The 14,417-nt window shown below is 66.6% G+C and carries 13 protein-coding genes; 1 reads left to right on the top strand and 12 read right to left on the bottom strand.

Translation table 11 applies throughout. The features are described from left to right. On the bottom strand, positions 1-186 hold a 186-nt coding region (locus ABF821_RS15915; RefSeq protein WP_415530713.1), incomplete at its 3' end, for a hypothetical protein. Positions 187-798: 612 nt separating this feature from the next. Here ABF821_RS15915 and ABF821_RS15920 point away from each other — a divergent pair. Continuing rightward, positions 799-1,983: a Ca2+-dependent phosphoinositide-specific phospholipase C gene (locus tag ABF821_RS15920; protein WP_182975116.1), complete on the top strand. Its 1,185-nt coding sequence runs from the start codon at positions 799-801 to the stop codon at positions 1,981-1,983. Between the two features lie 154 nt (positions 1,984-2,137). On the opposite strand, the gene ABF821_RS15925 is transcribed toward ABF821_RS15920, so the two are convergent. From ABF821_RS15925 to ABF821_RS15975, 11 genes are all read right to left on the bottom strand, one after another. Beyond that, entirely contained in the window at positions 2,138-3,256 is a 1,119-nt protein-coding gene (locus ABF821_RS15925) for a hypothetical protein (RefSeq protein ID WP_415530714.1), read from the bottom strand. 67 nt (positions 3,257-3,323) lie between these two features. Further along, complete coding sequence (locus ABF821_RS15930) at positions 3,324-4,637, bottom strand: MFS transporter (protein WP_415530715.1); 1,314 nt, start codon at positions 4,635-4,637, stop codon at positions 3,324-3,326. 447 nt (positions 4,638-5,084) lie between these two features. Continuing rightward, the gene (locus ABF821_RS15935; protein ID WP_182974159.1) at positions 5,085-5,741 is read right to left on the bottom strand and encodes a helix-turn-helix transcriptional regulator; all 657 of its coding nucleotides are present in this window, start codon (positions 5,739-5,741) and stop codon (positions 5,085-5,087) included. Beyond that, a complete protein-coding gene (locus ABF821_RS15940) occupies positions 5,738-5,953 on the bottom strand; it encodes a hypothetical protein (protein WP_415530716.1) in 216 nt (71 codons plus the stop codon). The genes ABF821_RS15935 and ABF821_RS15940 overlap by 4 nt, the downstream gene beginning before the upstream one ends. A gap of 175 nt (positions 5,954-6,128) precedes the next feature. Next, on the bottom strand, positions 6,129-7,412 hold the full coding sequence (locus tag ABF821_RS15945) for an MFS transporter (protein ID WP_415530718.1): 1,284 nt from the start codon (positions 7,410-7,412) through the stop codon (positions 6,129-6,131). A gap of 57 nt (positions 7,413-7,469) precedes the next feature. After that, positions 7,470-8,027, bottom strand: coding sequence for a nuclear transport factor 2 family protein (locus tag ABF821_RS15950; RefSeq protein ID WP_415530719.1), 558 nt, complete (start codon positions 8,025-8,027; stop codon positions 7,470-7,472). A 12-nt stretch (positions 8,028-8,039) separates the two neighbouring features. Continuing rightward, entirely contained in the window at positions 8,040-9,293 is a 1,254-nt protein-coding gene (locus tag ABF821_RS15955; RefSeq protein ID WP_415530720.1) for an amidase, read from the bottom strand. 49 nt (positions 9,294-9,342) lie between these two features. After that, complete coding sequence (locus ABF821_RS15960) at positions 9,343-10,320, bottom strand: PDR/VanB family oxidoreductase (protein ID WP_415530721.1); 978 nt, start codon at positions 10,318-10,320, stop codon at positions 9,343-9,345. Beyond that, entirely contained in the window at positions 10,317-10,790 is a 474-nt protein-coding gene (locus ABF821_RS15965) for an aromatic-ring-hydroxylating dioxygenase subunit beta (protein WP_415530722.1), read from the bottom strand. The genes ABF821_RS15960 and ABF821_RS15965 overlap by 4 nt, the downstream gene beginning before the upstream one ends. After that, positions 10,787-12,064 carry an aromatic ring-hydroxylating oxygenase subunit alpha gene (locus tag ABF821_RS15970; protein WP_415530724.1) on the bottom strand — a complete coding sequence of 426 codons (1,278 nt, stop codon included), beginning with the start codon at positions 12,062-12,064 and terminating at the stop codon, positions 10,787-10,789. The genes ABF821_RS15965 and ABF821_RS15970 overlap by 4 nt, the downstream gene beginning before the upstream one ends. Positions 12,065-12,181: 117 nt before the next feature. Further along, positions 12,182-14,417, bottom strand: a 2,236-nt coding sequence (locus ABF821_RS15975) for a TonB-dependent receptor (protein WP_415530725.1), incomplete at its 5' end; no start/stop codon positions are given.

Below are 14,417 nucleotides of genomic sequence, written 5' to 3' on the forward strand. Positions count from 1 at the left end.
GGCTGGGGATGGGGTCGCGGTGCCATGGGGCGCCGACGGGGCCGTTCGTGTCGGCACGGCAGGTTTGTGCGCCTTGGGCACGCTTGCGGAAACGGCGCGGTCCGGCGCTGCCTGGGCGCGGCTTTCGCCGCACGCCAGAAGGCTGATGCCGCATGCGAGGGCGAAGCGATAGGTGAGTTTATCCACGGCGGAATGACCTAATGCTGGCGATGAACGAGGGAAACGGTCGGCTTATGCTGGTCAGGACGGCCCATGGAGTTTCCGGGCGGCGCTTTCGATCCTTTTTTTATTATTCGACATAAATGGAAAGCGCCTCTCTCGGTGGGCATCTTGCATGCTGTTTCTTGCGCGCGGGTTTCATCCATTCCATCGGGACGCGATGGGCGGGAGTTCGTCCGGCGGGCGAGCGATTACCATGGATTCTAACCGGAGAAAAAGATGAACGATCGTTTTGTAATATAAATTTCATGACTCCGGGAATCCTTGCGAATCCTCCGCGTCCCATGGCGATGCGCCACGATCTTTGTGTCATTCTGTGAGAAAATATGAATTAAATATGTCATATTTTACGAATAACCGTTCATGTTCCGCAGGATAGTCGCCGGATGGGACGGGTTTATGCGGGATGAAGTGTGCTTCGTGTTATGCTTGTCATAACCGCACTAATGTTTTAACCGTCGCTTCGGTCGCTCGGCGGGCGCGTCTTCGTGCCGGATCGCGACCTGTCGTATTTCAAATTGCCGATTTCGGTCCGGGCCTCCTGATTCGCGTCCCGGCTTCTCGAAGGAACAGCCAGAGATGTTCAAATCTTTTGCCGCGCTGGCGGTGCTTGCCGCGCTGACGAATGTCTGCCCGGCCCGCGCGATGCCGGTGGAGGCCGACGCCCTGCCGGATACGCTGCCGATCAATCGGCTTCAGGTCCTTGGCACGCACAACAGCTATTCGGCCGGGGTCGATCCGCATGTCCTGGCGCTGCTGGCGCACTATCTGCCGTCCATGCCGGAGCTGATTAATAAAATGCCCGAGCCGCAGAGGAAGGAATTCCTGCTGGCCCACCCCAATCCGGTGACGTTCCAGGAGGCGCTGAGCTATGTGCATCCGTCGTTGCAGACGCAGTTGGACCTGGGCGTTCGCGCATTGGAGATTGACGTGAATGCCGACCCGGCCGGCGGTGCGTATGCCGACCCGGCGGCCTACACGATCCTGCGCCGACAGGGTGTGACCTCCCTGCTGCCGTTCGATGCGACGCCCATGCACGCGCCGGGGATCAAGGTCCTGCATATGCCGGACATCGATTTCCGCAGTTCGTGCCAGACGTTCCGTCTGTGCCTGCAACAGATGAAGGCGTGGTCGGACGCGCATCCCCGGCATGTGCCGCTGTTCGTCATGATCGAAGCCAAGGTGCAGGCGTTGAGCGTGCTGCCGGGCTCGACGAAGGTGCCGCCCTTTACCGATGCGACGTATGACGAGATCGATCGGACGATCGTCGATGTGCTGGGTCGTGACGCGGTGATTACGCCCGACGATGTGCGCGGCGATTACCCGACGCTGGAACAGGCGGTTCTGGCCGGACATTGGCCGACACTGGGCCAGGCCCGCGGAAAGTTTCTTTTCCAGTTGATCACGGCCACCGGTCGCGACGGGGCCTCGGCCTATCTGAACGGGCATTCCGGCCTTGTCGGCCGCATGGCCTTTCTCGATTCCGAGCCGGGGCGGCCTTATGCCGCGTTCATCCTCGATGACAACGCGCTGGTCAGGCAGGCGCAGATTCGCGACGAGGTGCGCCGGGGTTATATCGTGCGCACCCGTGCCGACATCGAGACCTATGAGGCGAAGCTGAACGATCTGACGCGCGCGCGCGCGGCCTTTGCCAGCGGTGCGCAGATCGTTTCGACCGATTACGAAAAGGCCGGCAATGCCTATCATACGTCCTATCGGGTCTCGTTGCCCGGTGGCGACGCCGCGCGGATCGCGCCGCGATAAGAGGCGGCGGGCTGGGGGGGGCATGGCGGGCGCGCGTGGCCCCTCCGCACTCTACGAATCCGTTCGCTCGGTCCCGGCGACAGGGTGCGTCGGACCCGATCGCCGGGCCGTGCGGGCCGAGGGGCGCGGGCGGATGCCGGGATGGCGGGTGGTATCAGGCCATGCGCGCCAGGCGCAGCGTGCGCAGCAGGTCGAACGTCACCTCCAGCCGGCGCGGTGCGGCGCCCGCCGCGAGGCGCGCCAGGCCGGACCCGATGGTGGCCATGCAGGCGGCCTGAATCGCGGCGGGATCGAGCCCTCGCGGGCCGCCGATCTGGAGGCTCACCTCGTCGCGCACATTCTCCGAGCGGCGGCGGCGCATGTCGAGGGCGAACGGTCGCAGGGACGGATCGCGCGTCGCGGCCAGGGCGATCGCGTGGGTGGCGCGCATGACGGCCATGCCGCGTCTGCTCTCCTGCCCACCATCGCGATCGTGCAGTTCCTGCCGCATGTCCAGCACCAGGGCGCCCAGTCCGGCCAGGAGCAGGTCGTCCCGCGTGCGGAAATGATATGCCACGCTGGAAACGGCGATATCCGACCGTTTGGCGACCAGGCGGTGGCTGATGGCCGGAATTCCGTATTCCGCGATCAGGTCCGCGATATGGTGTGCCAGTTCCATCTGGCGCGTGCCGGTGTGCAGGGCGACCGGGAGTGGCGTTTCCGCGCTTTCCTCGCCGCACAGCGCGACCAGGTCGGGCAGGGCGCGCGACAGCCCCTGTGCGGTGCCGGAAAATCCCTGTGCCAGACGGGAAATGTTGGCCCGGCGCAGCAGACGATACTGCGTGTCGTCGCCCAGCGCGACGGTATAGGGCATTTCGTCGCGGCAATAGGCGGCGACGACCGGACCCAGCATGGTGGCGTGCCCGACATCGCCAGTCTGGAACAGGGTTGTCCAGAAATCGTCCTCGTCGTTCAGGACCGATGCCAGGGATGGGAGCGCATCCGGGTTATGCACCGCGTCCAGCAGCAACTCGCAGCCTGCGATGGCGAAGGGCCGCCGTGCGGTGGCCGTGTCGTCGAGGAAGGCTTCGATCACGGCGGAGAGGGTGTCGGCGTCGGACAGGGGCAGGCGGGCCGTGCGCGATGCCCAGCGGGTGCGGATGTCCTGCCATTCGTCCCGTTGCAGCGCCACGATCGCGGCCAGGAGCGACGCCTTGTCACCGACATGATAGCTGAGCGCGCCCAGCGATACGCCGACATCCTGCGCGACGGAACGGAGACTGAGGCCGGCCATGCCTGTCCTTGCCAGCCTGTCGCGGGCACAAAGTGCGTATTGGTGGGGATTGGGACCTGACATACGGCTATAGATGCCCGCTCGTGCGGCGGGGTGCAATGTCACGGGGGTCGGTGTCTTGCGCGATGGTCCGATCGGTCGCCGCGCGGGGCAACAGCAGGGCGCAGGCGCCGATCGCGAGCAGGGCGCACGTCGCCGTCAGGCAGAACACGGGCAATGACGGGCCGCGACCGTCCGTACCGATCTGTTCGCCCAGCAGGATGGACATCGCGGCCAGCCCGACCTTGGAAACCGCCATGAAGGTTCCATAATATCGCGACGTGTGTCTGGCGGCGGCGGCGGTTTCGACGAAATGCGTCCACAGCCCGAGCGCGACCCCGCCATTGGCGACACCGAGCAGGAAAATCAGGACCGCCAGCACCGCGTAATCGTCGTGCCGGGGCGGATCGGCCAGCAAGGCCATGCCGGCCAGGGCGCCACAGGACGCGGCGCAGCCCGTGACGATTCCCTTCGCCTCGCCCACCCGGCCGATCATGCGGTGCCAGAGCGGCTGGCTGATGGTGGCGCCGAGCGGAAGGCAGGCGAGAATCCAGGATGGAAGTGCCGGGGCCGCATGCAGGATGAAGGGAAATATCCTGACGAAATAAGGGGCGGTCCAGGCCGACACGAAGATCGCGATGCACTGGATGCTCAGCGCCTGGCGGAGATGGGCCGGACTCTGCGGCGTGGGCGCCACGGCGGTCGGCGGCGACCATGGGGAGGATGGGCCGCGCGGCGGGTGAGTCGTGCTGCGCCGTTCCAGCACCAGGGCCGTGAGGATGGCGGTCGTCGAGATGGCGATGGCTATGGCGGCCAGGTGCAGCGCCGCGCCCGTATTCCGGCCCGGCGTCGCGAAATAGCCGGTCATGACGCTGATCAGCATGGACGCAATGGCACTGCCGGCCAGGCGCAGGCCGACGATGCCCCGCCGTCGGCCGGGATCGGGGGTCGGTACGATCGACAGCAAGGTCTCCTGCCCCACATCGTATAATTCGAAGGCGATGCGGAACATCAGGATGCCCGCCACGATGCCGGCTGGCGCATGTGTGACGTATCCCGAGACCAGAATGGCCCCGAAACTTGCCGCGCACCCCAGGGCGCCGATCGACTGGATGCGCCCGGCGAAACGGGGCTGGTGCAGCCAGGTCTGGCAGAGGCGGCCGATGGCGAGATCGAGGATGGCGGACAGGCCGAGCCCCAGCGCCAGATATGTCGAGATATGGACCGGGTCGATATCGAGCATCCCGATCAGGAAAAACGTCAGGAAGACCTCGCCCATATACCAGAACAGGCTTTTGCCGAAATGGGCGCAGACATAAGCGCGCGCCCAATCGTCCGCCATGGTCGATCCTTCTTCTGAGCGCCGCCTGACGATCCCTGGATCGGGCGGCAAGATTGTCGGGCACGCCCCCTGCGGCCCGTGGATCGGCCTGCCGCACGGTTGGGCACCTGCGGCGGGAAGGGGCCACCGGTCTTTCTCGTTATCCGATATCGGAACGGGACCGGCTGCCCGACATATATGGAAAGGGCCGATCGAAAACAAAAATAAGATTTGGTGACAGTTCGGCGTTTCGGGAGCGGTTGCTGTTTGAATGCGTGCATCCGGGCCGGTGAAGATGGGCGTGAAAACAGGGCATTCGGGCATTTCCGGCCGGGTTCGCGTGGCTCCGGTCGTGGCGGCGGCGTTTCTGGACCGGAGAGTGCGGGGAATGGAACGGTTCCTGGCGTGTTCGGTATTGGCCGAGGCCCGGTTTCTGCCTGCCATGTCATTGTCGCCACGGCGGCTGGTTTACAGGAACGCCATCATGATGCGGTGCAGATGGTCCGTGGGATCGGCCTCGAACGCGCCGCCGCCGGCCGATGTGCCGATCATGGCCAGCAGAGGCCCCGTGCCCGCGCCTCTGCGTGGATCGACCACCACCGCGCAGAGCGGACCTTCGGGCCGCAGGACCAGCACCCGGTCGCGCCGCCGGATCGGGATGGCGGGCGACACCGTCAGGATGGTGCCGACGCGGAAGACCGGCTCGAACAGGTCGGTATCCAGCGTGACGGCGTAGAGGTCGGTTTCGGTGGCGGTGGGCATGTCCCACTGGTCCCAGTGGCGGCCGCTGGGCAGGCCGGTGCCGTCGAACATGCCGGGATGGTCGAGATGGGAGAAGGGGGACAGGCGGAGGCGTGATCGGGCGCCGGCTCGGGGAGAGGATGAGAGGGGATGGTGGCCGGTCGCGAGGCGGGCGAATGCCTCCAGGCTCAGGCCGGTGATGTCCAGCACGCGGGCCAGGCTTTCGGTGCCGGGCCAGCGGGGGCGGCCGGCGGCCGTGATGCGTTTGGAGGGATTGAAGCTGGTCGGGTCCAGGCCCGCCGCGCGGGCCAGGCCGGACGGCGTGAGGCCGCGTTCGGCGGCCAGCGTGTCCAGCGCGCGCCACAGATCGTCATGCCGGATCATGAGGGCGAGAGGATTTCCGATTCATGCCGGGCCACGCCTTCGGGCGTGGGGTGGTAGCGGCCGTGGGCGTCCTGGCTGGCCAGGCCCATCCGTTCCAGCCGTTCCAGGCAGGGTTGATCCTTCATGCCCGGCGGGCGGCCGGCCGCACCGCTGAGCATCAGCCGGTGCAGGGCCGACCGGCAGCAGGTTTCCAGATAGGGTTCGCTCCACATGGGCCGGAGGATCGGCGTTTCCGGGCCGGCTTGCAACCGTCTCGTGCCGTTGGCGGCCCGTGTCGAAAATGATCAGTTCATGACTGTGGTTTGCCGGTGCGCCGGCGCACCGGGTGATGGGTTGCGCGGCGGAGGGTTTTGACGTCATCGCAGCCGTCATGCCGCGATCGTCGCCTCACGCGCCCGATCGGTACCCCGGCCGTCGCAGAGGCGACCACAGGGCCACGGCCGACGCGGCAGCGAGCGCCGCCATGTAAAGTGCGGTGCCTGAGGCGGTGCCCGTCCTGTGATAGAGGGCGGCGGCGACCAGAGGAGAAATTCCTCCCGCGAGGACAGCGCCAAGTTCGTGCGCCATGGCGACCCCGCTATAACGGAGGTCGGGCGGAAAGAGGCGCGCCAGAAGGGCCGGTTCCACCGCGATCATCGGTGCGTGGCACAAGGCCATGCCGCCGGTGAAGGCCAGGACGACCGACCACAGGGTCGCATGATCGAGCAGCATGAAGAACGGCTCGGCCAGGACGGCCAGTGCTACGGCGCCGCCGAGATAGACGCGTGCGGCGCCGATGCGGTCGGCCAGCCAGCCGAAACACGGCATTGCCAGCCCGTCGGCCGCCATCCCCGCCATGCTGCCCATGAGCAGCCAGGCGTCGGGAATATGCCGCGCGTGCCCGTAGAACAGGGCGAAGACCGTCATCAGGTAGACGCCGCCATTTTCCGCCAGGCGCAGGGCCATGCCGCAGGCCAGCGGGAGACAGCACCGGCGCAGGACCATGATGGCGGGAGGGCGCGAAGGCGTTCGCGCGGCCGGGCGGTTGGAGGGCGTGCCGCGCAGCCAGACCCCCAGCGCGACGAAGGGCACCGCCGCCAGAAAGGCCACGCGCCAGCCATAGGTCAGGAACCCGTCGCCCGGCAGGCCGCGGGCCAGCAGCAGCGCGGCGGTCCCCAGGACCATGCCCGCCGCCACGCCGGACTGGCTGAGGGCGAAGGCGACGCCGCGTCCGGTCTTTGCCGGACGGGCGGGCGTCTCCTGCGGCCCGGTTTCGCCTTCGCCGATGATCAGGACCGCCCCCGCCCACTCGCCACCCGCCGCGAAGCCCTGGACGAGGCGCAGGGCCAGCAGCAGGAGCGGCGCCATCATGCCGATGCGGGCGTGGGTCGGCAGCACGCCAATCAGTGCCGTGGCGATGCCGATCAGCAGCAGGGTCCAGCGCAGTGCCTCACGATGGCCGCGCCGGTCGCCCAGCGCGCCGAAGAAGAGCCCGCCGAGCGGCCGTACGACGAAGCCGGCGGCGAAGACCATCAGCGGCTCGGTCTGGACGAACAGGCTGTCCCGCGCCTGCGAGAAGAACAGCGGCCCGAACACCAGCGGCGTGGCGGCCGTGTAGAGCGCGAAATCGTACCATTCGACGATATTGCCGATGATGGCGCTGGCCAGAGCGCGTCGTTCACTGCCGTGCATGCATCGCTCCGAGTGCGTTTTTATTGCGATATCATAATATCTATCGGGCCGCGCGATCTATGACTGCATCAGGACCGACATCGTGGGAATCGACTCCGCCCATCCGGGGCGCAGCGGTGCGACGAACACGTTTTCGGTGCGGGTCCGTGCGATCTTCCAGGTGCCGTGCTGCCGGCGGAACAGGTTGTTCAGGCGGCTGGACCGCAGCAGCGTCCGCCCGTCCGAGAAGATCCACGGCTGGCAATGGACCCATTGTCCGTCGGCTTCGTCACCGCGCACATGGATCTGTTCAGAGGTGAGGTAATGGACGTTCAGCAACAGGGCCGGATCGCGTTTCTGGCCCCAGAACGATTCGAAATGCGCGCGGATATCCGCCTTGCCCACGCGGCGACCGAACTGATTGTCATAATATTCGCCGACACCTTCCCAGATCGCGTCGTCGCAATACAGATCCATGATCCGGTCGATGCGTGTCTCGTCGTCGCTCGCCCCGGCTTCGGGACATGGTGTGTCGCACAGGAACATATAACGGGCCTGAAGGCGGCGGATATCGGCTTCGGCGGACAGTTCCGCCACCCTGGCGGCAAGGGCGTCCAGACGTTGGGCGAGGTCCATGTTCGATTCTCCTCAGATTTGGGTGGCGTACGGGGGCGGCATGATGCGCGGCGGGAACAGCGCCTCGGCCCACGCCGCATGGTCCAGCAGCGTCTCGTCCCCGCCCTGCGGCCCCAGCAACTGGACGCCGACGGGCAGGCCGGACGGGCCGGCGAAGCCCGGCAGCGTGACGGTGGGCAGGCGGAGCAGGGTCCACAGCCGGCTGAAACGCGGACTGCCGGTGCCGGTATCGGCCAGCGGCGCCTCGCCCGGTGCCGCCGGCGCCAGCAGCACGTCATAGCGGCCGAACAGATCGGCCATGCGCGCGCGCAGCCCCTCGGCGGCGACCAGCGCGGCGCGATAGGTGCCGTCGTCGATCTGTTGCCCACCTTCGATCAGCCCGGCGATCTGCGGGCTCAGCACATGGCGTTGCGCACGATATTCCCAGGCCAGGGCCTGCGCTGCTTCGTAGCCCATGATCGTCGCATGCAGGTCGCAGCCCATGGCGAAGGGTGCGAGATCGACTGGTTCGATCGCGGTATGGGGTGCGAGAAGGGCGGCGGCTTCGGACATGGCGCGACGGGTGCCTTCCTCGGCCTCGCTCCACCACGGGGTGTGGCACAGGCCGATCCGGGCGGGTGGGCGCGGCGTGGTGGCCGGCGTGGCCGGTAGCGGTCCTTTCAGCACTGCGTCCGCGCGTGCGGCCGTCGCCACGTCGCGCGTCAGCGTGCCCAGCGTATCGAAGGAGGGCGCCAATGATTTGACACCGGCCAGGGCGTATCGCCCGTAGGACGGTTTGAACCCCACGATGCCGCAATAGGAAGCGGGGCGCGTCAGCGACGCCGCAGTCTGCGACGCCAGGCCGATATCGGCCATGCCCGTTGCGACCGCCGCCGCCGAACCGCTGGATGACCCGCCCGGCGTGTGCAGGGGGGCGAATGGATTGACCGTGGGGCCGGCGCGGAAAAACGCGAATTCGGTCGTTACCGTCTTGCCGGCGCATATGGCCCCGGCCGCGCGTAACAGCGCCACGCAGGCGGCGTCGGCCCGCGTGTGGAACCCGTCATAGATCGGCGATCCGTAGCCGGTCGGATAGTCCTCGGTGCCGATGATGTCCTTGACGCCGATGGCGAGGCCGGCCAGCGGGCCAGCGGGCGCGCATGCGGCCTCGCGCCGCAGCAGGGCCGGGTCGTGGGCGGAAAAGGCGCGGATGCGGGCTTCCTGGGCCGCGATGCGGGCCAGGACCCGTTCGGCGCAGTGCGGGGCGGTGTCCGTGGCGTCCGTCATGTGGTGTCTCCCATCCTGGTCGGGGCAGAGGGGGCGGGTACGGCGGCGGTCAAAGATCGACCACCAGCAGGGGGGACCGGGCGCGCGAGCAGCAGAGCGCGATCTGATCGGCGCGTTCGTCGTCGGTCAGGTACGAATCCCGGTGATCGGCCTCGCCTTCCAGCAGCGTGACGACGCAGGTGCCGCAGATCCCCTGCTCGCAACTGACCGGGACGCGGAGGCCGGCCCGTGCCAGGGCCGTGGTGATCGGTTCGTCGCCGCCGACCGTGACCCGCAGGCCGGCGCGCGCGGCCAGGACCTCGAAAGTCCGGCCCGCCGCGACCGGTTGCGCCGAGAACGCCTCGCGGTGGATGTCTTCGGGCGGCACGCCGGCGGCGCCCGCCGCGTGGGCGACAGCCTCCATCAGGCCTGACGGGCCGCAGACATAGACGGACAGCCCGGCCGTGCCCGCATGGTCCGCCAGCGCGCCGGACGGATCGAAACGCGGTGCTTCCGCGCGGCTCCGGTCGTGTACCCGCACCCGGTCCGCGAAGGGCGTGCGCCGCAGCAGGGGCGCGAAGACCGGGTCGCGGGCAACATAATGCAGCACGAAATCCCGCCCCTGCTCATGCAGCGCATGGGCCATGGCGATCAGCGGGGTCACGCCGATGCCGCCGCCCACCAGCATCGCCGGCCCGGTGCCGGGGCGCAGGGGGAACAGGTTGCGGGGGGCGCCTATCGCGAGCCGCGCGCCGGGGCGGACATGGGCGTGCACGGCTTTCGACCCGCCCCGCGAGTCCGGTTCCAGCAGGACGGCCAGGCGATAGCGATCCTGCCGCGCCGGATCGCCGCACAGGGAATATTGGCGTATCAGCCCGTCACCGAGAAAAAGATCGACATGCGCACCGGCCTGCCATGCCGGCAGCGGGCCGGAGAGCGGCCGCAGGTCGAACAGCAGGACCTGGCCCAGGCGTGTGGCCGTCTCGACGGTGACGTCCATCCGGGCGGACTGCGGCGCGGGGGGCGTGTTCGACGGGATCGTGCTCACAGGATGTAACTCACCGCCGTCAGGGCTTCGGTCGCGTCGAGCAGGCGGATGATCTTGCGGTCGATCTTCAGCCCCTCGGACGTCCGTGCCAGGCGATAGGTCAGGTTGGCCGCATAGTCGCGCACACGGTGCTGCCGCAGCTCCTTCAGCAACTGGGCACAGCGCACGGTGCAGGACGCCGTGCCGTCTTCCAGCATCCGGGCGCGGCCGAGCAGCCTGATCGTGCGGGCCGGCGGTGCCGCCGAGATCGAGCGGCCGCCCAGCAGGCGCTCGACGCGCTTTCGGCGCATCGCGGCGTCGTCGTAGGCGTAGTTCAGCGTCGCCTCGAAATTCTCTTCGTCCGGATCGACGGGAACGATGTATTTCGCCTCCGGCGTGTAGAGCGCGAGCCAGTCGTGGAACTGGCCATGATCGAGCAGGTCGGCTTCCAGCGTGATCAGGGCCATGGCGTCGTCGAGGGTGATGCTCATGCCACGGTCTCCCCGGCCGGTTCGCGGGTCATGGTGGCCAGCCACTGGCGATAGGCCGCGCGCATGCCGGTCTCGGCGCTGACATCGCCGCGCGGATGCCCGTCCGGACCCTGCGTTTCGCCGCCCAGGCCGCGATTGAGCAGGACGGAGATGCCGCGCCCGGCAAGGGACCCGCGCTGCACACGGTCCCATGCCTCGGAATCGTCGGGCGTGCCGAAGCCCATCGGCCCCTGGAAATGCTCGTGCAGGCGCAGGCGCATCTGATTGGCGATGTCGGGGCCGCCATCCATGCCGATGGCGATATGGCGGATTTCGGTCTGCGTCACGTCGAGCGGGCGCAGGACGCGGAAGAACGCCATCGAACAGGCCAGGTTGGGGAACAGGTTGAGGTTGAAGCCCGACCCGCCGACGGCACGGATGATCTGGCGCACCTTCTCCGGCGGATAGGTCTCGGCGAGCTGGTCCGCCAGTTCGAGGAAGCGTTCGGGGATCGGTGCGTCGAGATTCTCGTCCAGATCGACCAGTTCGGGAATCATGACCATGACCGAATGGCCGTTGCCCAGATCCTCGACGAAGCCGTCGCCTTCGACGAAATTGAAGGTGTCCTGCGTTTCCTGGTCCACGGAATCGAGGAAGGATTTGTGAACGATCGGGAAATGATAGGCGTCGGTCGTGTTTTCGAGCTGGATCTTCCAGTTGCCGGGGAAGGTGAATTTGTGTTCGCCCATCGTTTTGACCGGCCAGCCTGCGCCCTGCTTCATGAAGAGGTCGATCCAGGGCTTCGCGGCGCCCAGCCAGCTATCCAGATCGGGAATGGCGTGGTCGAAGGTCGCGAAGATCAGGCCATGATATTCTTCGACCCGCAGATTGACCAGCGGCAGCGAAGCCTTGTCCAGATCCTGTCCATAGCCGTTCTGGTGCGGCACCCCGCGCAGCGCGCCGTCCAGCCCGTAGGCCCAGCCGTGATAGGGGCAGACGAAGCTGGCCGTGCGGCCCCTGGCCTGTTCGCAGACCGTTGCCGCGCGGTGGCGGCAGCGGTTCAGCATCACATGCACCGCGCCCTTGCGGTCACGCGACACGATCACGGGATGCGCGCCGACGAAGGTGGTGATGAAATCGCCAGATTGCGGAATGTCGCTGTCATGCGCCACCCAGATCCAGTGATGCATGAAGATGCGCTCCATCTCCATGGCGAACAGGTCCGGGTCGCTGTAGATCGAACCGTCGGCACGATCCGGGGACAGGAACGTTCGGGGATCGGGCGGGTTGGTCATGCTGTTGCTCCGTTCGCGGGAAAATCGGGCTTCGGTCCTGGCGGCGTGGCCGGAGCCTGTCGGGATGGGCGGGGTGGTGCGCGAGAGCGCCGCCGGTGCGTATGTCGTGGCAGGTTTTCAGAAATCGTGGCTCAGTTCGAAGCCAGTCATCATTGGTGCCGCGACGATGTTGTGGACGAACGCGCCGCTGGGCTGCACGAAGAAGGCGTTGAATTTGGAGAGGATGATGTACCGGTCGAGCGCATTGTTGATGTAGAACGATGCCCGCCAGCCCGGCCGCTTGTAGGTGATGCGCAGGTCCAGCCGGTTCCATGCGGGAATGTTCAGGATCGGGTCGCTGGAGGTTGCGTTCGACCCGACATAGCTGCTGTCGACCCAGCGGAAATTGGCCTGGAACGCCAGGCTCTGTTCCGGTGCGAGCGGCACGGTGTAGGAACCCATCACGTCCGCCGTCCAGTCCGGCGTGCTGGGCAGGTGGTCGCCGGAGCGCACCACCGGCGCCAGGCCCGCGCCGGGATAGATGACGTAGTCGAGGAAGCGGCTGGCGATATAGGAGATGCTGCCGCTGATATTCAGCCGCTGCGTCACCTGCGCGTCCAGCCCGCCCTCGAAGCCCGTCACGCGGCTGGCCGCGGCGTTGGTGATCGCGTGCGAGGTAATGCCGTCACGAATCACCGTTGACTGGACCTGCTGGTTCTTCATTTCGATGTCGTATCCGGCGACCGTCAGGTTGACGCGGTTGGCGATCCGGAACTTGCCGCCGAGTTCGTAGTTGGTGGCTTTCTCGGGCGCGACCGAGGTGACGTCGGTGGGCAGGAACGGCGCCTTCTGGTAGCTGCCGGATTTGAAGCCCTGCGCGTAGCTGAGATAGATCGAGCCCAGGTCGGGCAGGTCGTAGCGGAGCGAGGCCGAGGGCGACGCATTGTACCAGCTATGGCCGTTCTGTACCGGGCTGTTGAAACTCTGCCAGCCATTCTGCAGACTGCTTCTGGGGGCGGTCAGCACGCCGTTGACCGGCATGACGTAACGCTCCAGCCCCGAGGCGTCGACATGTTCCCACGTATAGCGCACGCCGGCATCGAGATGCAGGTGCGGGGTGATGGCGTAGCCAGCATGGACGAAACCCGCGATGCCCGTGCGGCGCAGGGCCACGATCTGCGAGTTCCAGAACCCGCTATAGAGCGACGGCGCGCCGCCATCCGGATCGTTCAGGTCTGCCAGGCTGTAGAAGCGGTTGCTGTATTCCCGGTCCTTGTAGGCTGAAATGCCGCCGCCCCAGGTCAACCGGCGCGTGGACAGGGAGTCCAACCTCAGGGTCTGGACCTTGGATTGCTGTTCCTCGTAGAGAACCTGGAGGTTGTTCTTGTATGCGGCATTGCCGACGAAATCGATGGGTGCGTCGGAATAGGCTTCGCGCCACGACGTGACCGAGGTGAGGGTGCCGAATGGCAGGTGCCATTTCGCGTTGATGCCCACACCGTAATCGGCGCTGTCGGCCTGATAGGCCAGGTCGCCCATGATGTTGTAGCAATGGCAGCTTGTCAGCGGGCCGCCGGCACTCTGGTTGCCATTGTCGCGATGATAGTCGCCGATCAGGCGGATTTCGATCCTGTCCGAAGGAACGAAGCGGAATTCGGAACGGAAGCCGGCGTTCTGCTCGATTCCGGTATATTTCCTGAGGCGGATGTGGCTGCCATAGAGGGCAACCAGATCCTCGCCCGGAAAATAGGGATTCTGATATTGGGGCGATGAGCCGGTATTCTTGAAATATCCGTCCGATCGCGTGTAGTAGGCGAGCAGGGAGCCGTACACGCCCCGCGCGATGCGGCCGCTGATCAGGGCCTGGACCTTGGCGGTGTTGTAGCTGCCATAGCCGACTTCCATCCGGCTGACGGTGCGCTCGCCCGGTGCGCGGGTGGTGATGCTGACGGCTCCTGCCTCGGAATTGCGGCTGAACAGGACGTTTTCCGGGCCTTTGTAGATATCCACCCGCGCCGGATCGAGGAAACCCATGTCGAAGCTGATCGCCGGCATGTAGATTTCGTCGACATAGGTGCCGGTGCCGGGTTCGAGCTGGGCGTTGTTGCCGACGCCACGGATGACGAGCTGCTGAGACTCCCCGGTGGGAGAGAGCGAACTTGTCGCCAGCGAGATGCCGGGGGTGATGCCCAGCAGGTCCTTCGTGTCCCGAATCCCCATTTCCTGCAATTGTTCGGAGGAATAGGACGATACCGATTGCGGCAGGCGGCGGATGCGGGCCGTCTGCCCGCTGGCGGTGACCGCGATCACTTCGGCCCGTGGCGGGGGTGGGGAGACCGTTCTTGCCTTGCGTCCCTTGGCGACCGCTTTGGCG

Source organism: Gluconacetobacter sp., assembly GCF_047721585.1.
In the GTDB taxonomy this organism is placed as follows: domain Bacteria; phylum Pseudomonadota; class Alphaproteobacteria; order Acetobacterales; family Acetobacteraceae; genus Gluconacetobacter; species Gluconacetobacter dulcium.